The organism is Pseudomonas frederiksbergensis, assembly GCF_900105495.1.
In the GTDB taxonomy this organism is placed as follows: domain Bacteria; phylum Pseudomonadota; class Gammaproteobacteria; order Pseudomonadales; family Pseudomonadaceae; genus Aquipseudomonas; species Aquipseudomonas frederiksbergensis.
The window spans coordinates 4,621,139-4,645,708 of sequence record NZ_FNTF01000002.1 but is presented as its reverse complement, the minus strand read 5'-3'; the positions used below and the strand labels follow the sequence as shown (position 1 = coordinate 4,645,708).

General features: G+C 59.6%; 21 protein-coding genes and 2 pseudogenes. 4 read left to right on the top strand and 19 right to left on the bottom strand.

What is annotated here, in order from left to right; all coding sequences use genetic code 11:
• Window positions 1-49: 49 nt before the first annotated feature.
• The 11 genes and pseudogenes from BLW70_RS21765 to BLW70_RS21720 all read right to left on the bottom strand — a co-directional run bounded on the left by BLW70_RS21765 (window position 50) and on the right by BLW70_RS21720 (window position 12,770).
• Window positions 50-691 (bottom strand): TetR/AcrR family transcriptional regulator, encoded by a 642-nt coding sequence (locus BLW70_RS21765; protein ID WP_074877463.1) that lies wholly within the window; start codon window positions 689-691, stop codon window positions 50-52.
• Entirely contained in the window at window positions 688-2,316 is a 1,629-nt protein-coding gene (locus BLW70_RS21760) for a methyl-accepting chemotaxis protein (protein WP_074877461.1), read from the bottom strand. The genes BLW70_RS21765 and BLW70_RS21760 overlap by 4 nt, the downstream gene beginning before the upstream one ends.
• Window positions 2,317-2,384: 68 nt before the next feature.
• Window positions 2,385-3,536, bottom strand: coding sequence for an acyl-CoA dehydrogenase family protein (locus BLW70_RS21755; RefSeq protein WP_074877459.1), 1,152 nt, complete (start codon window positions 3,534-3,536; stop codon window positions 2,385-2,387).
• 18 nt (window positions 3,537-3,554) lie between these two features.
• The gene (locus BLW70_RS21750) at window positions 3,555-4,643 is read right to left on the bottom strand and encodes an enoyl-CoA hydratase/isomerase family protein (protein ID WP_074877457.1); all 1,089 of its coding nucleotides are present in this window, start codon (window positions 4,641-4,643) and stop codon (window positions 3,555-3,557) included.
• Window positions 4,640-5,536 carry a 3-hydroxyisobutyrate dehydrogenase gene (gene mmsB, locus BLW70_RS21745; RefSeq protein WP_074877455.1) on the bottom strand — a complete coding sequence of 299 codons (897 nt, stop codon included), beginning with the start codon at window positions 5,534-5,536 and terminating at the stop codon, window positions 4,640-4,642. The genes BLW70_RS21750 and mmsB overlap by 4 nt, the downstream gene beginning before the upstream one ends.
• A gap of 25 nt (window positions 5,537-5,561) precedes the next feature.
• Window positions 5,562-5,675: pseudogene (locus BLW70_RS30420) on the bottom strand (enoyl-CoA hydratase); the annotation flags it as partial.
• A gap of 32 nt (window positions 5,676-5,707) precedes the next feature.
• A complete protein-coding gene (locus BLW70_RS21740) occupies window positions 5,708-7,216 on the bottom strand; it encodes a CoA-acylating methylmalonate-semialdehyde dehydrogenase (RefSeq protein WP_074877452.1) in 1,509 nt (502 codons plus the stop codon).
• A 102-nt stretch (window positions 7,217-7,318) separates the two neighbouring features.
• Window positions 7,319-9,022, bottom strand: a complete 1,704-nt coding sequence (locus BLW70_RS21735; protein WP_074877450.1) for an AMP-binding protein — start codon at window positions 9,020-9,022, stop codon at window positions 7,319-7,321.
• A gap of 353 nt (window positions 9,023-9,375) precedes the next feature.
• The gene (locus BLW70_RS21730) at window positions 9,376-10,626 is read right to left on the bottom strand and encodes an OprD family porin (protein ID WP_074877448.1); all 1,251 of its coding nucleotides are present in this window, start codon (window positions 10,624-10,626) and stop codon (window positions 9,376-9,378) included.
• 168 nt (window positions 10,627-10,794) lie between these two features.
• The gene (locus BLW70_RS21725; protein WP_074877446.1) at window positions 10,795-12,444 is read right to left on the bottom strand and encodes a cation acetate symporter; all 1,650 of its coding nucleotides are present in this window, start codon (window positions 12,442-12,444) and stop codon (window positions 10,795-10,797) included.
• Window positions 12,441-12,770 carry a DUF485 domain-containing protein gene (locus BLW70_RS21720; RefSeq protein ID WP_074877444.1) on the bottom strand — a complete coding sequence of 110 codons (330 nt, stop codon included), beginning with the start codon at window positions 12,768-12,770 and terminating at the stop codon, window positions 12,441-12,443. The genes BLW70_RS21725 and BLW70_RS21720 overlap by 4 nt, the downstream gene beginning before the upstream one ends.
• Window positions 12,771-13,164: 394 nt before the next feature.
• On the opposite strand from BLW70_RS21720, the gene BLW70_RS21715 reads away from it, so the two are divergent.
• Window positions 13,165-14,115 (top strand): LysR family transcriptional regulator, encoded by a 951-nt coding sequence (locus BLW70_RS21715; RefSeq protein WP_074880749.1) that lies wholly within the window; start codon window positions 13,165-13,167, stop codon window positions 14,113-14,115.
• 53 nt (window positions 14,116-14,168) lie between these two features.
• Entirely contained in the window at window positions 14,169-15,197 is a 1,029-nt protein-coding gene (locus tag BLW70_RS21710; protein WP_074877442.1) for an AraC family transcriptional regulator, read from the top strand.
• Window positions 15,198-15,276: 79 nt separating this feature from the next.
• On the opposite strand, the gene BLW70_RS21705 is transcribed toward BLW70_RS21710, so the two are convergent.
• The 7 genes from BLW70_RS21705 to BLW70_RS21680 all read right to left on the bottom strand — a co-directional run bounded on the left by BLW70_RS21705 (window position 15,277) and on the right by BLW70_RS21680 (window position 21,694).
• Window positions 15,277-16,200, bottom strand: a complete 924-nt coding sequence (locus BLW70_RS21705) for a transporter (protein ID WP_074877440.1) — start codon at window positions 16,198-16,200, stop codon at window positions 15,277-15,279.
• Window positions 16,201-16,306: 106 nt separating this feature from the next.
• Window positions 16,307-17,491 (bottom strand): methyl acetate hydrolase AcmB, encoded by a 1,185-nt coding sequence (acmB, locus tag BLW70_RS21700; RefSeq protein WP_074877438.1) that lies wholly within the window; start codon window positions 17,489-17,491, stop codon window positions 16,307-16,309.
• A 370-nt stretch (window positions 17,492-17,861) separates the two neighbouring features.
• The gene (locus tag BLW70_RS21695; protein ID WP_074880747.1) at window positions 17,862-18,860 is read right to left on the bottom strand and encodes an NADP-dependent oxidoreductase; all 999 of its coding nucleotides are present in this window, start codon (window positions 18,858-18,860) and stop codon (window positions 17,862-17,864) included.
• Window positions 18,861-18,928: 68 nt separating this feature from the next.
• Entirely contained in the window at window positions 18,929-19,165 is a 237-nt protein-coding gene (locus tag BLW70_RS31365) for an alpha/beta fold hydrolase (RefSeq protein ID WP_328586406.1), read from the bottom strand.
• Window positions 19,059-19,685 (bottom strand): alpha/beta fold hydrolase, encoded by a 627-nt coding sequence (locus BLW70_RS21690; protein WP_328586405.1) that lies wholly within the window; start codon window positions 19,683-19,685, stop codon window positions 19,059-19,061. The genes BLW70_RS31365 and BLW70_RS21690 overlap by 107 nt, the downstream gene beginning before the upstream one ends.
• Window positions 19,686-19,752: 67 nt before the next feature.
• On the bottom strand, window positions 19,753-20,541 hold the full coding sequence (locus tag BLW70_RS21685) for an SDR family NAD(P)-dependent oxidoreductase (protein ID WP_074877436.1): 789 nt from the start codon (window positions 20,539-20,541) through the stop codon (window positions 19,753-19,755).
• A 52-nt stretch (window positions 20,542-20,593) separates the two neighbouring features.
• The gene (locus tag BLW70_RS21680) at window positions 20,594-21,694 is read right to left on the bottom strand and encodes an alkene reductase (RefSeq protein WP_074877435.1); all 1,101 of its coding nucleotides are present in this window, start codon (window positions 21,692-21,694) and stop codon (window positions 20,594-20,596) included.
• A gap of 149 nt (window positions 21,695-21,843) precedes the next feature.
• On the opposite strand from BLW70_RS21680, the gene BLW70_RS21675 reads away from it, so the two are divergent.
• Window positions 21,844-22,431 (top strand): TetR/AcrR family transcriptional regulator, encoded by a 588-nt coding sequence (locus BLW70_RS21675; protein ID WP_174553772.1) that lies wholly within the window; start codon window positions 21,844-21,846, stop codon window positions 22,429-22,431.
• A 410-nt stretch (window positions 22,432-22,841) separates the two neighbouring features.
• Here the strand turns inward: BLW70_RS21675 and BLW70_RS31175 are convergent.
• Window positions 22,842-22,975, bottom strand: a pseudogene (locus BLW70_RS31175) (hypothetical protein); the annotation flags it as partial.
• Window positions 22,976-23,411: 436 nt separating this feature from the next.
• On the opposite strand from BLW70_RS31175, the gene BLW70_RS21665 reads away from it, so the two are divergent.
• On the top strand, window positions 23,412-24,569 hold the full coding sequence (locus BLW70_RS21665; RefSeq protein ID WP_235865014.1) for a molybdopterin-dependent oxidoreductase: 1,158 nt from the start codon (window positions 23,412-23,414) through the stop codon (window positions 24,567-24,569).
• The last annotated feature ends 1 nt before the right edge of the window (window position 24,570 follow it).

Below are 24,570 nucleotides of genomic sequence, written 5' to 3'. Positions count from 1 at the left end.
CAATGAGTGGCGTTTTTTGTGCATGAGATTAATGTTCAGCGTCCGGCCATTAGCCCGGCTTTGACGAGAGTTCAGAGCCTGAGGTATGAGTCGCCTGCAACGCACCCTGGAGGGTACTCATCACCATGTCATGCAGCAACTTGCGGCGTACTCCCTTGCTTGCGTGCGGCTCCCCAACCCAGGCTGGCAGTTGGTTGAGGAGGGACACGATGCCGCTCAAGGTGGCGCGCCGGGTGGCATTGGTCGGTTTACCGGTGAGCTGCTCTATAGTTTCCACCAGGTGCTCCTCGTAGCGTCGGCGCAGGGTCAGGATCAAGGCCTGCTGTTCGCTGCTCAGGCAATGGAGGTCGTACTCTGCCAGGCGGAAATGCGCCCCCATGCGCTCGTGTAGCAGGAGGTGCGCCTCAAGCAGGCCATGCAGTCGTACCGCCGGTGCGGATTTGCGACGATTCACCAGGCTGGCGCCGTGAAGCAACTGTTCGTAGAGTTCCTCGATCAGCTCGAACAACAGTGCTTCCTTGCTATCGATGTGGTTGTAAATGGAGCCGACATTGATCCCCAGATAAGTGGCGAGGTCGCGCATGCTTACCCGGCTGAAGCCACACCTGGCGAACAGCTCGAGAGCCTTGTGGCGGGTTTCCAGGTAGCGCGAGTGGTGCCCTTGTTCGACAGGTAGCGCCATCACCTTCATACGCGAAACTGCCCCAACAGCCGATTCAGCTGACCCGCCAGTTGGCCCAGTTGCTGGCTGGCCTCGTTGGACCGGCCTGCTGCCTGGGCATTTTCGTGGGCCAGCGAAGCTGCACGGGTGACATTCTGGTTGATGTCCTCGACCACATGGGACTGCTCCAGGGTGGCGCTGGCGATCGAGGCGTTCAGTTCGGTGAGATTGCGCAGCGCGCTGAGAATCTGGTGCAGGCTTTCACCGGTTCGGCGGGCCTGTTCCACGGTTTGTTGAGCGGCTTGGCTGCTGGTATTGATGACCTTCACCGCCGCTTCCGAGTTGCCCTGCAGGCGCTCGATCATGCCTTGGATCTGTGCGATGGACTGCTGAGTGCGCTGGGCCAGCAGGCGCACTTCGTCTGCTACCACGGCGAAGCCGCGGCCCTGTTCGCCAGCGCGCGCCGCCTCAATGGCGGCATTCAGCGCCAACAGGTTGGTCTGCTCGGCGATGGCGCGAATGACTTCCAGCACACTGCCGATCTGGGTGCTTTCCTGGGCCAGGCTCTGGATCACCTCGACAGCCTGGCCGATGGTCTCGGACAACTGGTCGATCTGGCTCAGGCTGTTGTCAATATTGTGCTGACCCTGGCGTGCCTGCTCATCGGCCTGGCGTACTTCGTTGGCGGCGTGTTCGGCGTTCTTCGCCACTTCCTGCACGGCGTAAGAAACCTCGTGAATGGCGGTGGCCACCAACTCCATCTGCTGGGACTGTTGCTGGCTGTGGCGCTGGCTATCGCTGGCAATCTCAGCGAGTGATTGCGAGGCCTGGTCCAGGCTGCCTGCGGTCTGCATAGACTGGCCGATCACCGTGCGTAGCTTGTTGGTGAACACGTTGAAGTGGACGTTGAGGGCAGTGAGCTCGTCGCGCCACTGGCTGTCCAGATTGCGGGTCAGGTCGGCATCGCCGCTGGCGATGTTCTGCATGGCATCGACCGCTTGCGCCAGTGGCGAGGCGATGCTGCGGGCAATCAGCAGGATCAGCGCGCTGAGCAGCAGCGTGATCATTATCAGGATGACGAAGGTGTGTACCAGCTGGCGGCGGAACTCGACTTGCACGTCGTCAATGTAGATACCCGAGCCGACGATCCAGCCCCAGGGCTTGAACAGTTCGACGTAGGAAACCTTCTCCACTGGCGCGTCGGAACCCGGCTTGGGCCAGCGGTAACTCACCAGGCCTGAGCCGTCGCGTTTTGCCACGGCCACCATCTCGTCGAACAGCGCCTTGCCATCAGGGTCGAGGGTGCCTGTCATGCGCTTGCCTTCAAGCTTGGCATTGGGATGCAGGATCATGCGCGTGTCGAGGTCTTCGAGCCAGAAGTAGTCCCCGTGGTCATAGCGCAGATCGCGTATGACCGCGATAGCCTGCTGCTGCGCCTGTTCACGACTGAGCCCGTGTTCTTCCAGGTTTTGGAAGTGGCGCAGGATCCCGCTGGCCGTCTCGACCACATGACGGGTTTTCAGCGCCTTGGCTGCATACAGGTTGTCATAGCTCTGCTTGAGCATCATGCCGGCAAGAATCAGCAGCATCAGGATGGACGTGAGCAGGATCAACCACAGTCGGCGGTTGATGGGAATATTGCGCAAGCGGGGCATGGGCAACTCCACAAGGAGGGGCAGAAAAGAGGGCGTCCGGACGCGGCAGGCGCGTCCGGACGGGGGACTCAGAGCGCGTAGTGGGCCAGCTCGCGGGCGATCAACAGGCGTTGGACCTCGCTGGTGCCTTCGTAGATCTGGGTGATGCGTGCATCGCGGTAGTAACGCTCAACCGGATAATCCTCCAGGTAGCCGTAGCCGCCATGGATCTGCATGGCGCTGGAACAGACGCGCTCGGCCATTTCCGAGGCGAACAGCTTGGCCTGCGAGGCTTCTGATAGACACTGTTGCCCGGCGCTTTTCAGGCGTGCGGCATGCAGCACCAGCAGTCGGGTGGCATTGAGCCGGGTGTGCATATCGGCGAGCAAGTTGGATACGCTTTGGTGTTCAATGATCGGCTTGCCGAATTGGACGCGTTCGCGGGCATACCCCAGCGCGGCTTCGAAAGCGGCGCGGGCGATGCCCAAGGCCTGGGCGGCGATACCAATGCGACCACCTTCCAGGTTGGACAGGGCAATGGCCAGGCCCTTGCCGCGTTCGCCCAGCAGGTTAGCCTCGGGGATCATGCAATTGTCCAGGGTCACTGCGCAGGTATCCGAGGCCTTGATTCCCATTTTGTGCTCACGGCGGTCGACCACGAAACCAGGGTTGTCGGTCGGTACCAGGAAGGCCGACAGCCCCTTCTTGCCCTGTTCCGGATCGGTGACGGCGAAAACGATGGCCAGCTTGGCGCGCTCGCCGTTACTGACGAACTGCTTGGCACCGTTGAGCACCCACTGCCCATCATGCAGCTCGGCGCGGGTGCGCAGGTTGTGTGCTTCGGTGCCGGCCTGAGGCTCGGTCAAGCAGAAGCAGCCTATGGCCTGGCCGCTGGCCAGAAGCGGCAACCAGTCGTCTTGCTGAGTCGGGCTGCCATATTTCAGCAGGGGGCCGCAGCCCACTGAATTGTGGATACTCATCAATGCGCCGAGGGCACCGTCGCCGGCCGAGATTTCCTCCACGGCCAGGGCGTAGGCCACATAGTCTGTGTAACTGCCACCCCAAGTGTCCGGCACTACCATGCCCAGCAGGCCCAGCTCACCCATCTGCGCCACCACGGCGTCATCGATCCAGCCGGCCTTCTCCCAGGCTTGGGCATGCGGGCCGACTTCGCTGCGGGCAAAGTCGCGCGCCATGTCGCGGATCATGCGTTGTTCTTCGGTCAATTCGATATCGTGCATTGCGGTGTCTCCTGCCGATCAGGCGGTGCGAAGAGGGTTTGCAGAGGCCGGGCGGAAGCCGCTGAAAAAGGATTGCACCCGCGGTGGTGCCAGTCCCGCCAGGGTTGGCGGGTTCCAGCGCGGGGTTTTGTCCTTGTCGATGATCAACGCGCGCACGCCCTCGATCAGGTCACCTTTGTCAAACCACTGATAGTCCAGGTGCAACTCCAGGGCAAAGCAGTCGGCCAGGCTCAGGTAACGGCCGCGACGCAGCAACTCCAGGGTCACGGCCATCGCCAGTGGCGAACGGCTGTCGAGCAGTTTGGCCGTCTGCTCGGCCCAGTCGCGCAGCTCGGGACGTTGCTCGCGCTGCAGGGCGGTGAGAATGGCCGGCACATCGGGCAGGGAAAAATATTCATCGATCACCTGGCGATAGGCCTTGAGTTCCGATCCCGCAATACGTTCGGTGGACATGCGGGCGAGCAGGTTTTGCAGGTCTTCGTCGGGCGCACCGGTCCAGTTCAATTGATCCAGGGCGGCATCCAGTTCGGCCAGTTGTTCACTGGGCAGGCAGTAGTCAGCCAAGTTGGCATAGAGGGCATCGGCGGCACGTACCTGGCAACCTGTGACCCCCAGATAGATACCCAGCTCACCCGGAAGGCGCGGCAGGAAATAGCTGCCGCCGACATCGGGGAAAAAGCCGATGCCGACTTCCGGCATGCCCATCCGCGTGCGCTCGGTGATCACCCGTAACGAGGCGGCCTGGGCCAGGCCCATGCCGCCGCCGAGGACGAAACCATCGAGCAGCGCCAGCACCGGTTTGGAATAGCCGTGCAGGTACTCATCCAGGGCGTACTCTTCCTCGAGAAACAGTTCGTGCAGGTTGTCGCCGGCCTTGTGACTGTCGTACAGCATGCGGATGTCGCCACCAGCACAGAAGGTTTTTTCCCCGGCGCCACGAAGGGTCACGGCGACGATCTCCGGGTCCTGTTCCCAGACCCACAGGTACCGGCACAACAGTGTCACCATGGGCAGGTCCAGGGTGTTCAACGCACTTGGTCGATTCAGCGTCAGGTGCCCGATGCGGTTGCGCACACTGGCCAGCACCGGGGCTTGCTGCTCGCTCATGCTTTTGCTTCCCCACGGAACAGTTTGATGATGGCGGAGAAGTCCAGGCCGCCATTACCTTGCAGGCTGAAGGTCTGGTACAGCTGCTGGGCGGCAGCACCGAGCACCACCGGCTGACGCACATGTTTTGCTGCTTCGGTGGCGAGGCCGAGATCCTTGAGCATCAGGTCGGTACCAAAGCCGCCACGGTAACCACGCGAGGCCGGAGCGTTTTCCAGCACGCCCGGGAACGGATTGTTGATCTCCGAGCTCCAGCACCGACCGGTGGAGGTGCCGATGACACCGGCCAGCACCTTGGCGTCCATGCCCAGGGCCACACCCAGGGCCATGGCCTCGGCGACGCCGACCATGGAGATGCCGAGCAGCATGTTGTTGGCGATCTTGGCCACTTGGCCGTTTCCTGCTGCGCCGCAGTGCACGATGTTCCTGCCCATGGCCGAGAGGATTGGCAGGGCCTGGTCGAATACGCTGACCGGGCCGCCGACCATAAAGGTCAGGGTGCCTGCCGTCGCGCCACCGGTGCCGCCGGATACCGGCGCGTCGAGCATCGGGTTGCCTTGGGCAAGGGCGAATTTGGCCACCTCGCGGGCACTGAGCGGGTCAATGGTTGAACTGTCGATCAACAGCACGCCCTGGCCAATATTGGCCAACAGGCCGTCCTTGCCGCGATAGACCTGCTTCACATGGTCGGCGGTCGGCAACATGGTGATGATCACCTCAACCTTGGCTTTGGCCACGGCGGCGGGTGAGTCAGCGGCGCTGGCACCGGCCTCCACCAGGGTCGCGACCGCCTGCGGGAAAGGATCGAAGACGGTCAGGCTGTGTCCAGCCTTGAGCAGGTTGCGGGCCATTGGGCCGCCCATGTTACCGAGGCCGAGAAATCCGATATGCATGATGACTACCTTTTGCGAGTGGGGATCAGCGGTGCAGGAAATTCGGCACGCGCTTGTCGACGAAGGCTTGCATGCCTTCCTTTTGGTCGTGGCTGGCAAACAGCGAATGGAACAGCCGCCGCTCGAAACGTACGCCCTGATTGGCCGGCGCTTGGCGCCGGCCAGCAAAGGTCATTTCAGGGTGATGGTGGTGTTGACCGCACCGCTGGTGTCGTCTTCATCGAACCAGCGCTGGGTGACCGTCTTGGTCTGGGTGTAGAAGGTCACCACTTGCTTGCCGTAGGGGCCCAGGTCGCCCAGCTTGGAGGCGCGGGAACCAGAGAAGGAAAACAGCGGGACCGGCACCGGGATCGGCACATTGATGCCCACCTGGCCGACGTCGATCTCTTCCTGGAAGTGCCGGGCCGCAGCGCCGGAGCGGGTGAACAGGGCGGTACCGTTGCCATTCGGGTTGGCGTTGATGATCTCGATCGCCTCGCTCAGGTTGGCGGCATGCATGACGCACAGCACCGGGCCGAAGATTTCTTCGCGGTACACGGACATTTGTGCCGTGACGCCGGAGAAGATGGTCGGGCCGACGAAGTTGCCGTCCTGGTAGCCAGGCACACTCGGGTTGCGCCCATCCAATTCGAGCCTGGCGCCTTCTTCGATGCCGCTGGCGATCAGGCTGTTGACGCGATCCAGAGCCGCGCAGGAGATCACCGGGCCGATGTCGGTGCCAGGTTCGGTGCCGCCATTGATCTTGAGGGTTTTGGTCCGCTCGATCAGGTCCGGCAACCAGGTCTGCGCTTCACCCACCAGAATGACCACCGGCAGGGCCATGCAGCGCTGACCGGCGGCGCCGAAGGAGGCGCCCAGCAGGTTGTTCAACGTCTGCTGTTTGTTGGCATCGGGCAGGACGATGGCGTGGTTCTTCGCGCCCATCATGCACTGTGCACGCTTGCCATTCTGGGTCGCGCGGTTATAGACGTGGGTGCCGACCTTGGTCGAACCAACGAAGGACACGGCTTTGATGTCCGGGTGGTCACAGATCAGGTTCACCGCGTCGACGCCACCGTGGATGACGTTAAGCACACCCTTGGGTACACCGGCCTCCAGCGCCAGTTCGACCAGGCGCATGGTCACCAGCGGGTCTTGCTCGGACGGCTTGAGGATGAAGGTGTTGCCGGTGGCGATGGCCATCGGGAACATCCACAGCGGGATCATCGCCGGGAAGTTGAACGGGGTGATGCCGGCACACACACCCAGCGGCTGCATCAAGGTGTAGGTGTCGACGCCATTGGCCACGTTATTGGCCAACTCACCCATCTGCAGATTGCCGATGGAGGCGGCGTGCTCGACCACCTCCAGGCCGCGGAACACATCACCTTCGGCATCCGGCAGGGTTTTGCCCTGTTCAGCGGTGAGCAGAGCGGCCAGTTCCTTGATGTTCTCGCGGATCAGTTGCTGGTATTTGAAGAAGATCCGGGAGCGGGCGCCGATCGGAGTCTTGCGCCAGGTCTTGAAGGCTTCCTTGGCGCTGGCCACGGCGGCGTCCATTTCCTCGGCGGTGGCGAAGGGCACGCGGGCCAGGACTTCCTGGGTAGCCGGGTTGATCACGTCGCGCCATTGGGTGCTGCGCGATTCGACGAATTCGCCGTTGATGAGAAGCTTGACGCTAGGAATGCTGGAGGAGGTCATTTTCGGGTCCTGTCTACTTTTTTTGAGTCGAGTGAGACCCCTCGGCCGGATTGGCCGAGCGGTCGCGTTTGAATTCAGGAGGGCCGGCGTACCGGCCCGGGTTCAGCCCTTGAGCTGTGGGAAGTCTTCTTCGAAGTACTCTTGCGCGCCGCGTGCATCGCTCTGGCGGCGCTGCACTTCCATCTGTCGCAGTTCCACCCGGCGAATCTTCCCTGAGATGGTCTTGGGCAGTTCGCTGACGAATTCGATACGCCGTACCCGCTTGTAGGGCGCCAGATGCTCGCGAGCGAAGGCGAGGATGTTGCCGGCCAGTTCAGCACTGCCGGGTTCGTCATGTGCCAGGATCAGGAACGCCTTGGGCACGGCCAGGCGTAGAGGGTCCGGGCTTGGCACCACGGCCACTTCCATCACCGCCGGGTGCTCGATCAGTGCGCTTTCCAGCTCGAAGGGACTGATGCGGTAGTCGGAGGCTTTGAACACATCGTCGGCACGGCCGACGAAGGTGATGTAGCCCTCTTCATCGATCTGTGCGGTATCGCCGGTGCGGTAGTAACCGTCGCGCATTACTTCTGCGGTTTTTTCCGGGCTGTCCTCGTAGCACAACATTAGGCCGAGCGGACGCACATCCAATGGCAGGGCTACTTCTCCCTCGTTGCCGGGTACGCCGTCGGGGTCAAGCATGGTCACCCTGTAGCCCGGCAGAGGACGGCCCATGGAGCCGGGTTTGAGCAGTTGGCCGGGTGTGTTACCGACCAGGGCGGTGGTTTCCGACTGGCCGAAACCATCACGCAGCGGCAAGTCCCAGGCATGCAGGATCTGCTCGATGATCTCCGGGTTCAGTGGCTCACCGGCACCCACCAGTTCGCGAAGGTTCAGGCGCTCCTTGTAACTGGCCAGATCCTCCTGAATCAGCATGCGCCACACGGTGGGCGGGGCGCACAGGCTAGTGACGCCATAGCGCTCCAGCGCGCCAAGCAGGGCCGGGGCGCTGAAGCGCGCGACGTTGTGGATGAAGATGCAGGCGCCGGCGTTCCATGGTGCGAAGAGGCAGCTCCAGGCATGTTTGGCCCAGCCCGGTGACGAGATGTTCAAGTGCAGGTCACCCGGCTGCAGGCCAATCCAGTACATGGTTGACAGGTGGCCGACCGGGTAGCTCTGGTGACTGTGCAGCACCATCTTTGGCTTGGAGGTAGTGCCAGAAGTGAAGTACAGCAGCATCGGGTCGGTGGCTAGCGTGCGGTCCTCGACCTCGAACTGCTCGGAATATTCGCTGGCTGCGCTGTGCGCGGTCCAGCCGGCGGGGGCCGGGCCGACGCAGATGCGGCTGCAGCCTTCTCCCAGGCCGACGAACTTGTCGACATGGGCGCTGCCGACCACCAGGTGACGAACCTGGCCGCGCTCGATGCGGTCGCCCAGGTCATCGGGGGTCAGCAGGGCGGTGGCGGGAATGACCACGGCGCCGATTTTGAAGGCGGCCAGCATGGTTTCCCACAAGGCGACATCATTGCCGAGCATCAGCAGGATGCGCTCGCCGCGGCGCACGCCGAGGGCACGCAAGTGGTTGGCCACCTGGTTGGAGCGCGAGGCCAGTTGCTGGAAGCTGTAGCGCTGTTCGCTGCCGTCTTCTTCGACGATCCACAAGGCGTTGGCGTGATTGTCCTCGGCCATGGCATCGAAGTAATCCAGTGCCCAGTTGAACTCGTTCAGTTGCGGCCAGCGGAAGTCACGCACGGCAGTGGCGTAGTCGGTACGGTGGGCCAGCAAGAAGTCTCGAGCGGCGAGGAACGGTTGGCAGTTGCTGTTCATTGGAGTCTCCATCGATCGTGGTGACGATCGGCGCGGGTACAGGTACGGGATGGTCAGGCGGCGAGGGGGGCTTCGCTGCGGGCAGCAATGCGTACTAGACGCATGCAGGTACCTGAGAGCGGGGAGACGGCGGCAAGCATGGATGTCTTCACGGTGTATGCCCTTGTTTGTTTTTGTTGGGTCTGGCGCGGTTCATGACCAGGCGCTTGAGCCCAGTATATGCATGCAAAAATCAATTAAAAATGCTCATAAAAACCGGTGCGTTGTGCAAAAAAATCATAGAGGTGGCGCGTTGGATGGAGGGCCGCTCGCACTCTCAGGCGATGCGAGCGGCCCCCGTCTGGCGGGGGGATTTACCAGAGCGCCAGGGTATAGCTGACGATCAGGCGGTTTTCATCCAGGTCGCTACCGAAGTGGGTCGAGCGAACTGTCGCGTTACGCCACTTCACGCCGACATTCTTCAGCGGCCCGCTCTGCACCACATAACCAATGTCGGTATCACGTTCCCATTCCTTGCCTTCCGGGCGATTGCCGCCCAGATCGATGTTGTCACCGGTGAGGTAGCGGGTCATGAAGGTCAGACCCGGAATGCCGATGGCCGCAAAGTTGTAGTCGTAGCGCGCCTGCCAGGACTGTTCGTCCTTGCTGGCGAAGTCGCCGATCTGCACGAAGTTCACCAGGAAGGCGTCGGTGCCGTTGACGTAGGCGTAGCCGGTGTCGCCGCTCATGCCTTGATAACCCAGGCCCACCGCATGCCCGCCGAGGTTGTAGGTGAACATCGCGCCGATGGCGTTGTTATCGACATTGCTGCCGCCATCGTCCGTGGAGCGGGCGAAGCGCAGATCGGTCTTCAGCGACTGGCCGGTGGTGACTGGCAAGACGTAGGTCAGGTTGACCAGGTGCTGGCTGTAGAAGTTGTCGAGGTGGCCGTAGCTGTAGCCGGTGGCGAGGTTGCTGGTCCATTTGTAGTTCAGGCTGGCGAAATCGAAGCTGTCGCTGTCGAGATGACGCGTGGTGATGCCCTTGGCTCCGGTGCGGGTGATGCCCATGTCCTCGTAGTCCGAGGAGTCGCGCTGATTGACTTGCGTCAGTCGCCCGGCATCCACGGTCAGGCCTTCGAGTTCCAGCGACGTCAGCTGACCGCCCTTGAAGGTTTGTGGCAACAGCCGTGAATCATTGGCCAGTACCGTCGGCAGTTTCGGCAGCAGCGTGCCGAGTTTCAGTGTGCTTTTTGAGGCGCGAACTTTGGCGGTCAGGCCCAGTTCGCCGTACTCGTCCTGCGCCCCTTTGCTCGTGTCACGGTGGCGTTTAAGCAGGCCGGAACCTGCGCGATCAGGGCTGGAATCGAGCTTGACGCCGAGCAGGCCGATGGCATCGAAGCCGACACCGATCAACCCGTCGGTGTATCCCGATTCGTAGCGCAGCAGGAACCCCTGGGCCCATTCCTCTTGTTTGGATTGGGCGGCGTTGGTCTGACGATAATCTCGGTTGAAGTAAAAGTTGCGTAGTTCCAGGCTGGCTTTGCTGTCTGCGAGGAAGTCCGCGTGGACCTGGGTGGCAACGCTGCTGCTTGCCAGGAGCAGGGTAAAAAGGGTGGGTTTCATTGCATGCCTCTTGTTGTTATAAGCAAGCCTTTCCCGCACTGGCCGGGGCCGGTGGAGGGAAGACTCGTTGGAGGTGCCCTGCGCCGGGCGGCGCAGGACGGGAGTAAAAAAGCGCGACGCTAAGGGGCGAACTCGCGCTCGGGGCATAGACCCCGGGAAGCTGCAGCGTTAGTGACTGCTGGCCATAGCAGCGCCCAGGCCAGTCTGGGCGCGGACGAACTGATCGGCATAGGCAGCGCGCTCGCGGTCGGCACGCTCGCTACGGTCCAGTTTGGACGCCACCACGATGACCAGGAAGGCCAAAGGCATGGAGAACAGCGCCGGCTGGTCGTAGGGAAAGATTGCCTGGGCATGGCCCAATACGCCGACCCATACCGACGGAGAGCCGATGACCAGGGCCAGGGCGCTGATCAGGCCAGTCATACCGCCATAGAGGGCGCCACGGGTGGTCAAGCCACCCCAGTACATGGCCATGATCAATACCGGGAAATTCGCCGAGGCTGCTATGCCAAACGTCAGGCCGACCAGGAAGGCGATGTTCTGGCCCTCGAACAGAATGCCGAGGGAAATCGCGACGATGCCCAGACCGACAGTGGCGATGCGCGACACTCGCATTTCCTGCTTCTCGTCGGCCTGGCCCTTCTTCAGTACCGAGGCATAAAGGTCGTGAGAGATGGCCGAGGCGCCGGCCAGGGCCAGGCCGGCCACCACTGCAAGAATGGTGGCGAAGGCCACGGCGGAGAGGAATCCGAGAAACAGGTTGCCGCCCACCGCTTTAGCCAGATGCATGGCAACCATGTTGCCGCCGCCGATCATGGCGCCGCCGAGCTTGCCGTCGACATAGTACTGCGGGTCTGTGCCGACGATGACGATGGCGGTGTAGCCCAGGATGCAGACCACCAGAAAGAAGAAGCCGATGAACACCGTGGCGAATAGCACCGATTTGCGCGCCTCCTTGGCGTTGGGCACGGTGAAGAAGCGCATCAGAATGTGCGGCAGGCCGGCGATGCCGAAGACCAGTCCGAGGGACAGGGACACCGCGTTGATCGGGTCGGCCAGCAACGTGCCCGGGCCCATAATCTGCACGCCGCTGGCATGCACCGCCACGGCTTGGGCAGCCAGCGTCTCGAAGCTGAAGCCGAAACGGCTCAGGGCCATCAGCATCAGGGTCGTGCCGCCCGCCAGCAGCAGGACCGCCTTGGTGATCTGCACCCATGTGGTGGCGAGCATGCCGCCGAAGATCACGTAGACCAGCATCAGCAGGCCGACCACCACCACCGCCGTGCGATAGTCGAGGCCGAACAGCAGCTTGATCAACTGGCCAGCACCGACCATCTGTACCACCAGGTAGCAACACACCACCGTCAGCGAACCAAGGGCGGCAAAGCTGCGCACGCGAGTTTGATCCAGGCGGAAGGAGACGATGTCGGCGAATGTATAGCGGCCCAGGTTGCGCAGGCGCTCGGCCATCAGGAAGGTGACGATGGGCCATCCGACGAAGAAGCCAATGATATAGATGAAGCCGTCATAGCCCTTGGCGAACACCAGGCTCGAGAGGCCCAGCAAAGTGGCCGCCGACATGTAGTCACCGGCGATCGCCAGGCCATTCTGAAAGCCCGTGATACCGCCGCCGGCACTGTAGAAGTCAGCAGCGGAGCGCGTGCGACGGGACGCCCACCAAGTGATCAGCAAAGTGGCGAGGACGAAGATGAAGAACATGCCGATGGCATGCACATTGAGCGGTTGCTTCTCTGCGGTGATGGGTGCGGCGTTGGCCAGCAGGGGGCTGAGGGCGAGAAGGGCGAGTAGGCGTTTCATGCGCGGGTCTCCTGGAGGATCTGCGCGCTGAGCGCGTCGAAACGTGTGTTGGCGGTGTTCACGTACCAGGCGGTAAGCAGCCAGGACAGCAGGATAATTGCCACGCCGATTGGCATGCCGAGGCTGAGATGACTGCCGTCGTACAGCGGCAGGTGCAGCCAGGCAGGTGCGAAGGCCACTACCATGATGAAGCTGTAATAGACAGCGAGGACCGCGGCGCTCAGTGACCAGGCCAGCAGTGCGCGCTGGCGGGTGAGTCGCTGGAACTTGGGATTGGCCCTGACCTGGGCGCAGGTCTGGGCGTGGTTCGGATGGTCAGTCGTCATGATGAGGCTCCGCTTTTAATTGTTGTTGTATGTCGCCTTTTGAGAGGCGTACGGGTACCCGGGCGACGTCCCGAAGCGGAGCGTCACCTGAATGCTGCTGGAGTCGTATCTGCCCTGGCGATCTTCCGGAGGCGAGGGTTGAAATGGCAGGTGTGGCGCCGAAAAGAAACCCGCCGTATTAGCCCTCGGCGGGCGCGATGGTGGCAGTGATTGCGCGGTCGCGCAGCCGCCTGTTTTCGGCTTGAAAGCAGTGTTTTTTACCCTGCATTCATGCCGTTAGCCCTGGTTGAAATCGGGGCCTTTCCGGTTGAGAAACGATGCTGGTCAAACCAGGCTGAATGCGAGTATATGTTGGCTAATTTCCAATATGTATTGGCAGAAAAGCCTGATGAATATGCAAAAACGCACAACCCAAAGTCATGTGAATTGGGACGATATGCGCTTCTTTCTCGAAGTCGCCCGTGCTCACACCGCGAGTGGCGCAGCACGCCGTTTGGGAGTGGACTACACCACGGTGTCGCGGCGCATCCGCGCCCTTGAGCAAAGCCTTGGTGCGCTGCTTTTCGAGAAGTCCCGAGCGTCGGGCTTCGTCATGACCATCGAGGGGCAGCGCCTGGTCAGTCACGCCGAAACTCTGGAAAGTACGCTGCTGGCAGCCTGCGAGCAGGTTTCCGGAACCACCGGGGGGCTCGCCGGGCACCTGCGTATTGGCTGTACCGAAGCTTTCGGCTCCTGTTTCGTCACCACGCAGATGAGCCATTTCATCATCCACTATCCGCATATCTCCGTGGACATCCTGCCGGTCCCGCACTTCGTCAACCTGTCACGGCGTGAGGCAGACATCGCCATCACTCTGGAGCGGCCTGAGCGCGGTCCGTACGTGTGCTCGCGGCTGTGCGACTACCGTCTGCGTCTGTATGCGACACCGGAGTACCTGGCCAATCATTCGCCGATTGCCAGTCGCGAGGACCTGGCCGGTCACCCATTCGTGACCTATGTCGAGGATCTGGCCTTCAGCTTCAAGTTGCTCTACCTGAACGACCTGCTGCCCGGCGCGCACAGCCGCCTGCGCAGCACCAGCGTAGTTTCCCAGTACCATGCGGCCTTGGAAGGGCGCGCGCTGGCCATCCTGCCCTGCTTCCTCGCCGGTCCCGACCCGCGCCTGTGCGAAGTGCTACCGGATCAGGTGGAGGTCACTCGACAGTTCTGGATGTACTACAGCGAGGACCTGCGCAAGCTCAAGCGGATCACCTTGGTAGCCGACTATTTGCGCGCCTGCGCGGATCTCAATCGCCCGCTGCTGATGGGCGAGTCGCAAGCGATGGCCTACTTGCCATCGCCCTGAGGTTGCTACTCTGATCAGCGGTTCACCCTAAAATAATAAAAACAGGTGTCTCCATGCGTCTCGACCATGCGTTGTTAACCGATGTCAGCGGCAAACCGATACGTCAGCAGCACAAAATTTTTTCAACCGATTGGGATGAAATCAGCGACTGGTCGGATCGCGTTTACATGCCCTATCGTGTGGCCCCCATCGGGCATGCCATCAAGCCGCACGCAACCATGCATTCGTCCAGGATTGGCGAGTTGACGCTGACTCGTTTTGCCTATGGAGTCGCCGTGAGCGTCGATGAATTTTCGCCCGAGTCGGGGAATGCATTACTGCTGACGACCATTCGCGGCAATGCCCGGCACTGGGCTCAACGTTCGGTCACTGAGGATACGGCAGTAGGTCAATCCTTCATTGCCAATTGCAGTCGTGTCGATTACCGGATCGACCTCGACCCGGATCACCTGCAACTGAATCTGACTATTCCTCATGCAGTTCTGGAACGGATGGCGCAGCAGTGGTTTGGGTTCGTGCCCGATGATCGGTTCTGGAGACATAAATGCATTATCGGCGGAGTCGGTTCTAGCTGGCTAAGCCTGCTGGAGTACACGGTTCGTTGTGTTTCCGAGGCTTCCGAGCACATGGCTGAAGGACGTATGGGGGCTCACTTGGAACAAAGTCTTTGCGTTCATTTATTACGAGAGTGGGCTGGCCGCGCCGAGCAAGCAGGGCTTGATTTCAATAGTCCAATGAACCGGATTGCACCGCGTTATGTCAGGGCCGCTGAAGAGTTCATGAGTGCCAACGCAGCGAGCCTGCCGACGATGGCAGAGGTTGCCAGTGCCGTCGGGACCAGTGTGCGGGCATTGAGTGGAGCCTTCTCGCGTTTTCGCGGCATGACGCCCGGTGCGTTCTTGCGCGAGCAGCGGTTGCAGGGTGTGCGCCGCGATTTATTGGCAACGGGTCCGGAGTCGGGGACAACTGTTTCCACCATCGCCTTTCGGTGGGGTTATCTAAACCTGGGTGAATTTGCGGGAATCTATCGCAAGCGTTTCAGTGAATTACCCTCCCAAACCTTGCAGCGCCGACTGCGTTAGCGATGCGAGGCAGAAAAGGGCACCGAGAGTGACGTCCAAGACGCTCTCGGTGCCCAGGAAGCCAACCACTTGCTGTGGGTCAGAACACCCACAACAGCCGGAGGTTAACCCGCTGCTTTTCCTTGAAGCCGTTGTCGACCGATACGTCCTGGCCGTAATTGAGCAGGGCCTGGAACGTAGGGGTCATCCAGTACGATCCCCCGACACGGTACTTGCTGGTGTTGGGTTCATCGTTCAGATCCTGACCGTCAACGCGCGTCTCACCACCCCAGAGTTGAGACGCGCCGACATGCACCGACAGCTTGGGTGTCACGGCGTATCTCAGGTAGGACTGGGCTTGCCATAGAGGCTTCTGTCGCAACGTCAGGCCTTGACTCGTGAGGTCATCATTTTTGCCAAACAGGGTTACATCGGCGGTGAGGTCCAGAGACAACTTTTCAGTGAGGCCGGTCACATAGCCTGTCTGCAACGTCATCTTCCAACGATTTTCGCCAAGGTTGAGTGCATCGTTTCGGTCATAGTTACCGGTCGGCACGAACAGGTAGGGCGCAATGCCCCAATATCGGTTCTTCGCCGGATCATTCACGAGCCACAGAGTGGACGCCAGGACCAAGTCGCCCACGCCATTGGTTTGTCCCAACGAGTCGTTATCGCGTGTTCCTTCCAGGCGCCCGAATGGCAACAGGAACTGCGTATTAATCGTGTAGTCACCCAACTGCTGGTAATTCGCGACGCGCAATATGCCGATATCCGAGTCGAGTCCCGCTTTTATCGCAACCTTGTGACCATTACCGTAAAGTGACCGCCGTTCGGCATGCTGGAGGTAAAGCAAGCCGATATTGCTGCCGGCTGGAAGCGCAGCGGCGTATTCGCCGGCGTCCACATCGACGGCTCCGGCGTTGCCCGCCAGAGTCGCCAGCAGGATGCCGGCACTGATTGTTGAAGTGCCAAATGCGCATTTTGTGGATCGAGCGCGCGCAGGGGTACGTGTGGAGATCTCCATGAGTCACCTGTTTTGTTTTTGTTGTTTTCGGAGAAGGGGATAGTTTTCTTGCGCCATCGCCTGGAGCCCTTGGGGGGCTCTCATGCGAATCGAATCAGGTACGGGTTCAGGTGGTCAGATTGCGGTAGGCCGCCGTTTCAAAATCCAGATATCCATTGGTCGAAACAGGGTCTATGAATGGCAATATCTGAGTGGCCCAAAAACCACCGATGCCATTCTTGCGATCGATCCAATAGAAAAGATTGGCCAACCCAGCCCACGCCAAAGAGCCCGCAGGACGACCGGTGGGTGCGTCTTGTTCGTTGATCATGAAACTCAACGCCCATGACTTTGGCATGCCAGGGAAGAATTCCGCAGTGTGGGAGATACTCGGAATCACGCAGGGAAGGGCTTTTATTTTCAGGTTGTCGAGCCCGTTTTTTTCAGCGAAACGAATCGTCTCAGGCTTCAGAATTCGTCCGTGATCACCCTGTCCATCGTTTAGCCAGGCCCGGATGAACAGGCAATAATCCTTCACTGTCGAGAACAGGCCATGGCCTCCCATGTGCACTTCTGGTTCCTCTGGAAGGAGGGAGCCCTCGACCGCGGTCAGCGATCCATCTTCTTCACGCTGATGCATTCCAGCCCGTCGCTGGATCATCGATGCGCTCATGCTAAAGGCGGTATCGGTCATGCCCAGCGGCTCAAAAATACGCTGTCGCATGACTTCACCCAGACGTTTGCCGGTAATGGCCTCGACCACCAGACCGGCCCAATCCATGTTGGAACCGTATTCCCACTGTTCACCAGGCTCAAACAGCAAGGGCGTTATAAGTGCCGCCAACGATCCACTGATGATGCTGGGTTGGCGTCCTTCCTGGACTAGCCGGTTGTAGTTTTCGTTAAAGAATTCATAACCCAGGCCTGCTGTATGAAGCAGAAGCATCCGCGTGGTGATGTGTTTTTTGGGCGCGCGAAGCCGCGGGGTGCCGTCGGTATCAAACCCGTCAAGCACCTTAAGTTCGCCGATCATCGGCACATAGTCCCTGGCAGGCGCATCGAGATCCAGTCGGCCGTCCTCGACCAACTGAAGCACCGCCGTGGCGGTGATCGCTTTAGTCGTCGAAAACATAGCGAAAACACTGTCGGTCGTCATTGCATCAGTTTGACCGAGCGTTCGTTGTCCTGAAGCTCCCTCGTAGAGCAAACCATCTCGCCCGGTTATTGCTGCAACTACGCCTGGCACGCGCTGTTGTCCCGCGGTGACGGTATCGAGCAGGTTATTGATTGATGAAGTGAAAGCCGGATTCATTATTCTTATTCTCCTTGAACCCATCCCTGGTGCGCTCGGCTAGAGCCTATGGCGGGATGTGCAGTGGCAAGACTGGTTAAGCCGACGTGAAGCGTTGAACGTCGGTCCAGGGGAGACTAAGAAAACAAGTTCGGAGCGTCTGTCGTCTGCCGGCAAGGGGTGTCGGAATCAGGCACATATTTAAGTACTGCGCAGGAGGGCGACGAGTAAACAGAGATAACGAGCGCCTAGAGAGTGAGGCTCGCCAGCAGAGCAAAGCGGTCACAGATCCGCTTGGAGGGAAGTTTGCGCGTATCCGTACTGCGTTGCTCATTGAAGCCCTTAAGCGCCAGTACAGACCAATCGGTTAGCTCATCGATATGTAGCGTCGTCATTTGAGCGTAACAACGACCTTGCCCTTGGCTCGTCCCTGCTCGACGTACTTCAACGCCTCTGCCGTTGATTCAAAGGTGAAGGCGCGATCAACCACAAGGTTGATGATGCCGTCCTCAACGAGCGCGGTGATTTGTTGCAGTTGAGCACCATTGGCCCGCATGAACACGAATGCATAGCTGACATCCTGCTTGCGCGCTTTGCGACGAATGCCAAGGCTCAGCAGGCGCATGACTTGCTGCAATGGCCAGGACAGTCCTTGCTCCTGCGCGAACCGTGCAGTGGGTGGCCCTGAGATGGAAATGAGTTGGCCGCCGGGCTTGAGGACCTTGAGTGACTTCTCCAGTACATCGGCGCCAAGGCTGTTCAACACCACGTCATAGTCGTGCAAGACACTTTCGAAGTTCTGCTGTGTGTAATCGATCACTGCATCGGCCCCGAGTGCCTTCACCCATTCGACATTCGCGGTGCTGGTGGTGGTCGCGACAAAGGCGCCGAGGTGTTTGGCGAGCTGGATGGCGAGAGTGCCGACGCCGCCGGAGCCGGCGTGGATCAGTATTTTCTGGCCCTTTTTCAGTTGGGCGGTTTCGACCAGCACTTGCCAGGCGGTCAGTGCAACCAAGGGGAGGGACGCGGCTTGTGCCATGGTGGTATTGGCGGGTTTGCGTGCGACCGCGTTTTCGTCCACTGCGATCAATTCGGCGAACGTTCCGATCCGCGCTTCAGGCGGGCGAGCGTAGACCTCGTCTCCCGGCTTGAACCCCGTCACCTGTGCTCCAATTTGAACCACTACGCCCGCCAGGTCATTGCCCAGCACCAGCGGAAATGCATAGGGCAGGATCAGTTTGAATTCGCCTTTCCTGATCTTCGAATCCAGAACGTTGACGCTGCTGGCGTGTACCTCAATCAATACGTCGTGGGCGCCCACTTCAGGGACGGGCACTTCTCCAATGCGCCCAGTGTTCTTGCCATAGCGATCAATTAGAAATGCCTTCATCATGGTGCGGCTCTTGTCGGTTGGAGGGAGGGAGGGCGGTACGTATTCGGCGTTGATGTGCGGCGTTGTCAGGCATCGAGGAACGCCAGTGCCTTGGCCACGAAGTCAGCGTAGTTCTGGAAAATTCCGCCGTGCCCGGCATCTTCATAAATAACCAACTGTGCGCTCGGGACGCGGTTGGCCAGTGCCAGCGAGTTTTCACTGGGCACCATGATGTCGTTGTCGCCGTTGACGATCAGCGTCGGCGTCCGCAAGCGATCGAGGTCTTGCGGTGCCTGATTGCCCCACGCGGTGATGGCTTTCAACTGCCGCAGGAAAGCGTAGGGCGTCGGGCCTTTGTCGCGATTTTTTTTCCGCGCTTTCAAGCGTTGCAAATACTGCGAGGCGGATCGACGGCCGTTGGGCGTCGAAGTAAAGAACAGGTAGAACTTGGGATGCTGGCGCTTTCAGGGCGATGTCTTGAGCAACGAAACCGCCGAGCGAAAAACCGAGCATATCAACGGTGTCGAACCCCAGCGCATGCATCAGTTGGATGGCATCGTCAGCCATTTCGCCGACCGTCAGTGGTGCGGTTCCACCTGAGCCGCCAATACCACGATAGTCGGTGGTAATGACGCGCCTGGTTTGTGCTAGGCCATCGATGATCGCGGGATCGAAGTTATCCAGCACCGCGCCCCAATGGTTGAACAGTACGAGAGGCACACCGGTTGTGGGACCGGTATCGCGGTAGGCGAAGGGAATGCCGTTGACCGTGATCGACTGGTTCGCCGCGTTGATGAACGACGTCTGCGAACCCGAGGGGGTATTTGTCTTCGTTGGATTCATTTCTACTCCGGACAGCGAGCCTGACGCGCCTGCATCGAATCCGGCGCGAATGCTCGCTACCAAAAGATCACTGTTGGGTTAGGTAGCGCTGGGCAACCGCAGCCTGGCGGATTTGCCCCAGCAAGCCCTGACGTGCGCTCTGCAGGTCATCCCAGCGTTCAGCTTCGTGCAGCGGCGGGATCGTCACCGGTTCGCGACGATCGAAACCGACCAGTGCGGCATCCACCAGATCGTCCACTTCCATGATTTCGCTCAAGGTGTTGATGTCGACGCCGGAGCGATCCCAGATCTCCGTGCGGGTGGCCGCCGGCAGCACGGCCTGCACGTAGACGCCCTGAGGCGAAAGTTCCAGGCTCAGGCCTTGGGAAAGAAACAGCACAAACGCTTTGGTTGCACCATAGACCGACATGCCGAACTCTGGCGCCAGGCCCACCACCGAACCGATGTTGATGATCGCGCCTTCGCCTGCTTTGGCCAGGCGTGGGGCAATGGCGCTGGCCAAGCGCACCAGCGCTGTGGTGTTGAGGGCGACCAGTTGCGCAACGCTGTCGGTGCTTTGGTCGATAAAGTTACCGGACAGCGCGGCACCGGCGTTATTGACAAGGATGCCGATACGGGCGTCGTCGCGCAGGCGGGTTTCAACAGTTGTCAGATCGCCGAGTTGGGTCAGGTCCGCCGGAATGACATCGATGGTGACGCCGTGTTCGCTGCGCAATCGGGCTGCAAGTGCGTCCAGACGTACCTGGTCTCGGGCGACCAGTACTAGATCGTGGCCGCGTTGCGCGAAGCGCTCGGCGTAGACGGCGCCAATGCCGGTGGAGGCGCCAGTGATGAGAACAGCAGGGCGAGTGCTCATGGGTTATCTCTCTTTGAGGATGTGTGAAACAGAAAGCGCGATCACTGATTGCTCAGCTTGCGGTAGCGTTCGATTCAGCCAACGTCGGGTAGTCGATGTAGCCTGCTGCACCGCCGCCATAGAGCGTGGCGGGATTGAAGGCGGACAATGGCGCGCCACTTTTGAGGCGCTCTACCAGATCCGGATTGCCAATGAACGGGCGACCGAATGCGATCAGATCGGCTTGGTCTTCGGCGAGCCTTGATGTCGCCAGATTCAGGTCATAGCCGTTGTTGGCGATGTAGGTGTTTTTGAAGCGCTGGCGCAGGGCGCCGAAATTGAATGGCGCCACGTCACGCGGGCCACCGGTCGCGCCTTCGACCACGTGTAGATAAACCACGCCGAGCGCGTCGAGTTGGTCGACGACGTAATCGAATTGCGCCTGCGGATCACTGCTGGAAACGCCATTGGCCGGCGACACCGGCGATAAGCGCACACCAGTGCGATCCGCGCCGATTTCATTGACGACGGCCGCCGTCACTTCGAGCAACAGACGCGCTCGATTTTCAATCGAACCGCCGTAAGCATCAGTACGCAAATTGGCGCTGTCCTTGAGGAATTGATCCAGCAAATAGCCGTTTGCACCGTGAATCTCTACACCATCGAACCCAGCATCGAGCGCGTTTGCCGCGGCCTGGCAGAAATCTGAGACGATCCCTGGTAGTTCACTGATGTCCAGTGCGCGCGGCTCGGAGACGTCTTCAAAGCGGTTGTTGACGAATACTTTGGTGGCGGCGCGCAGCGCAGAAGGGGCCACGGGTGCGGCGCCGTTTTCTTGCAGATCAACGTGCGACACGCGGCCGACATGCCACAGTTGCAGAAAGATTTTTCCGCCCTTGGCATGGACGGCATCGGTCACTGTGCGCCAGCCGTCTATCTGCGCCTGCGTGTAGATCCCGGGGGTGTCCTGATAGCCCTGGCCCTGTTGGGAAATCTGCGTGGCTTCGCTGATCAGCAAGCCTGCGCTGGCACGTTGGCTGTAATAAGTGGCCGCGAACTCGCTGGGGACAAAGCCTTGACCGGCGCGGTTACGTGTCAGCGGCGCCAGGACGATGCGGTTCGACAGCGTGAGGGCGCCAAGCGTGTAAGAGGTGAACAGATTCTGATCGGTCATCTGGTATTTCTTCCGTGCCCGTTGATGGAGGTCGGTGGTGTGTGCAATTAGGATGATGATCTTAATCTAAGCTGTCAACGGCTTTGATTATGACCAGCATCTATGTATGCTTGGCCGCATGATTTCCCAGTGAACATGAGGTATTGCACGTGAGAGTGACCAAGGCCCAGGCGCAGGCCAATCGAGAGCACATCGTCGAGACAGCCTCTGAGCTGTTCCGTGAGCGTGGCTTTGACGGCGTCGGTGTGTCGGATCTCATGGCGGCTGCCGGTTTCACCCATGGAGGTTTCTACAAGCATTTCGGTTCGAAGGCCGACCTGATGGCCGAAGCCTCTGCTTGCAGTCTTGCCAAGTCGCTGACAGGCGCCAAAGCTCTCGACGTTCCCGGCTTCATCGACGTCTATGTGACGAGGGAACATCGGGACGGACGTGGCAGCGGTTGCACCATGGCCGCGTTGTGTGGCGACGCGGCGCGTCAATCGGATGATTTGAAAGCGACGTTTGCTGAAGGGATCGAACACACTCTCCAAACGCTGGGGGAAAAATACCCGACGGGGCCGGACTCCGCGGCGGGTGAGGGAAGAAAGAAAATGATTGACCTGCTGTCACGTGCTGTCGGCGCGATTATTTTGTCGCGTGCCTGCCCGGATGATTCCGCGCTGGCGGATGAGATCCTTGAGGTGTGCCGCGCTGAAATGTTTGCTTCGTTGCCGAACGATGATGTGGAAGCGGTTTAGAAGGGCGGATTATTCAAAGCGTAGTTTTCGGATGAAGTTCAATTTTATGCTCGGACCAGAAAGTCAATTTTGGGTCGAAAGCTGCGGCTCACGAATGACGGCTTTTGGCCTAGAGTGTGTAAAAAAACTCGTGACCTTATCGCTTTCGATTATCGACGTTCGTTGACTGAGCGATTGCGCAGTCAATGCCGCGGCTCGCACTAGTCACGACCTGGAACACGTCAACCCTGTTTTTATAACTTCTGGGATGGTCAAAAACTGGCCTTTTTAGGACGACAGAGCCTTCATCAAACTGCGTTGGTTGTGGTGGTGTGAGCACCGATGATGTTCATGACCCGCTTCAAGTGTCGAACTTGTAGTTCCGTGCTTGGTGTGCACTGCGATTTCAACGCACAGCCTTGGCAGTTTTAACTCCAGTAACGGTGCAACTTCAGGCCTTTTTCAGCGTTGGAGTAACGCCAAATGAGCGTTTCACCAGCCGGACAAATGTACTCGTTTTTGGCCGTTCATAGATAAACGCATCATTATTTAAACGCCCGTCAGCGTTACTGGATTTGCTGCTAACGACTGGCCGTCGAAAGTGAAAACAATGCTGCGAAAGCATTTTTATTTATATATCTATGATCGAGTTAAGTTGTGTCGTGATTGAGTTGAAATGTAAAGAGGGGGTGGGAATGGGGTGTAAACAATTCTTATTGATCGGCGCAACGGGGTGAGCGCGAAACAAGATAAAAGTTGCGTCTGATGTTGTTTCTCATGTGCGAAGTTATTTCGGAATCGTCTGATGGTGGCTGGCCGAAGTGCCAACTTAAACTATTTAGTGGAGGGGAGGTTTCGTTTTAATAGTGAGCGCTATTTTATTTTAAATGCGAACCCCCCTGTGGACACTCTGCCGGCCACAGTGAGTAAACATGAATACAGACGACACTTTTTTGAAAATCAACCGCAGGCGCCTGCTCGGACTTGCAACCGGAGCCGGTTTGGTTAGCCTTCTGCCCAGGCAGGCGCTTTCGGGCTCGCCGGACTCGGCCATTGCAGGCCAGACTGCATCGAGGGAACAGGTGCGCTACCCGGAAAAGACCGGGATGATTCTGATCACCGATCGACCGCCGCAACTGGAAACCCCGCTGCATTTCTTTCGTCAGGACCTGACACCCAATTCGGCACATTTTGTGCGCTGGCACTTGTCTGGTTACCCGACTGAAGTAGATACGCGAACCTTCCGTTTGCGTCTCGACGGCCTCGTCGACAAACCGCAATCGTTCACTCTCGAAGAACTGGTCAAGGGTTTCGATCCGGTCACGTTGGTGGCGATGAATCAATGCTCCGGTAACGCACGTAGTTTGTTCAGTCCGCAACCGCCTGGCAGCCAATGGCAATTCGGCGCGATGGGGAATGCGCAATGGACAGGCGTGCGGCTCAAAGATGTGCTGGCGCGTGCCGGGGTCAAGTCCGGCGCAGTGGAAGTGGCGTTTTCCGGGCTGGACGAGTCGCCCATGCCGGGGCTACCCAAAGTAGTCAAATCGTTGAAGTTCGATCATGCCGTCGACGGTGACGTGATGATCGCTTACGCCATGAATGGTGAGCCGTTACCTATGCTCAACGGCTTCCCGCTACGCTTGGTGGTGCCGGGCTGGTACGCGACGTACTGGATCAAATCGCTGGCACACATCGAGGTGCTCGAAAAGCCTTTGAGCAATATCTGGATGGACGTGGCCTACCGCATTCCCGATAACCCGGAAATCAACGAAGAGCCGGGCAATCTGGCGAAGAAAACCGTTCCGATCAATCGCTTTGCTACCCATTCGATTTTCGTGCGCCCCGAGCCAGAAGAGCAGTTGTTGCTTAATCATCCGATGATGCTCGAAGGATTGGCCAATGACGGCGGCGACGGCATAGCCCGCGTCGAGGTGTCGGTGGACAACGGCCGCACTTGGGTCGACGCACTACTGGATCCTGAGATCGGGCGCTTTTCCTGGCGGCGCTGGCGTTACCTTTGGACGCCACGCGAGAAGGGTCGTTACACCTTTCTGGTTCGCGCGACTAATCGCGCAGGCGAGGGGCAACCGGTCACACAGTGGAATCGTGGCGGCTTTGCGCGTCGCATGATCGAGAGCACCAGCGGAATGGTGGTCTGAC

Bases quoted from the DNA above. Each gene is read 5' to 3' on its own strand.
- BLW70_RS21765 (WP_074877463.1), bottom strand. From the start codon at position 691: ATGAAGGTGATGGCGCTACCTGTCGAACAAGGGCACCACTCGCGCTAC.
- BLW70_RS21760 (WP_074877461.1), bottom strand. From the start codon at position 2,316: ATGCCCCGCTTGCGCAATATTCCCATCAACCGCCGACTGTGGTTGATC.
- BLW70_RS21755 (WP_074877459.1), bottom strand. From the start codon at position 3,536: ATGCACGATATCGAATTGACCGAAGAACAACGCATGATCCGCGACATG.
- BLW70_RS21750 (WP_074877457.1), bottom strand. From the start codon at position 4,643: ATGAGCGAGCAGCAAGCCCCGGTGCTGGCCAGTGTGCGCAACCGCATC.
- mmsB (WP_074877455.1), bottom strand. From the start codon at position 5,536: ATGCATATCGGATTTCTCGGCCTCGGTAACATGGGCGGCCCAATGGCC.
- BLW70_RS21740 (WP_074877452.1), bottom strand. From the start codon at position 7,216: ATGACCTCCTCCAGCATTCCTAGCGTCAAGCTTCTCATCAACGGCGAA.
- BLW70_RS21735 (WP_074877450.1), bottom strand. From the start codon at position 9,022: ATGAACAGCAACTGCCAACCGTTCCTCGCCGCTCGAGACTTCTTGCTG.
- BLW70_RS21730 (WP_074877448.1), bottom strand. From the start codon at position 10,626: ATGAAACCCACCCTTTTTACCCTGCTCCTGGCAAGCAGCAGCGTTGCC.
- BLW70_RS21725 (WP_074877446.1), bottom strand. From the start codon at position 12,444: ATGAAACGCCTACTCGCCCTTCTCGCCCTCAGCCCCCTGCTGGCCAAC.
- BLW70_RS21720 (WP_074877444.1), bottom strand. From the start codon at position 12,770: ATGACGACTGACCATCCGAACCACGCCCAGACCTGCGCCCAGGTCAGG.
- BLW70_RS21715 (WP_074880749.1), top strand. From the start codon at position 13,165: ATGCAAAAACGCACAACCCAAAGTCATGTGAATTGGGACGATATGCGC.
- BLW70_RS21710 (WP_074877442.1), top strand. From the start codon at position 14,169: ATGCGTCTCGACCATGCGTTGTTAACCGATGTCAGCGGCAAACCGATA.
- BLW70_RS21705 (WP_074877440.1), bottom strand. From the start codon at position 16,200: ATGGAGATCTCCACACGTACCCCTGCGCGCGCTCGATCCACAAAATGC.
- acmB (WP_074877438.1), bottom strand. From the start codon at position 17,491: ATGAATCCGGCTTTCACTTCATCAATCAATAACCTGCTCGATACCGTC.
- BLW70_RS21695 (WP_074880747.1), bottom strand. From the start codon at position 18,860: ATGAAGGCATTTCTAATTGATCGCTATGGCAAGAACACTGGGCGCATT.
- BLW70_RS21690 (WP_328586405.1), bottom strand. From the start codon at position 19,685: ATGAATCCAACGAAGACAAATACCCCCTCGGGTTCGCAGACGTCGTTC.
- BLW70_RS21685 (WP_074877436.1), bottom strand. From the start codon at position 20,541: ATGAGCACTCGCCCTGCTGTTCTCATCACTGGCGCCTCCACCGGCATT.
- BLW70_RS21680 (WP_074877435.1), bottom strand. From the start codon at position 21,694: ATGACCGATCAGAATCTGTTCACCTCTTACACGCTTGGCGCCCTCACG.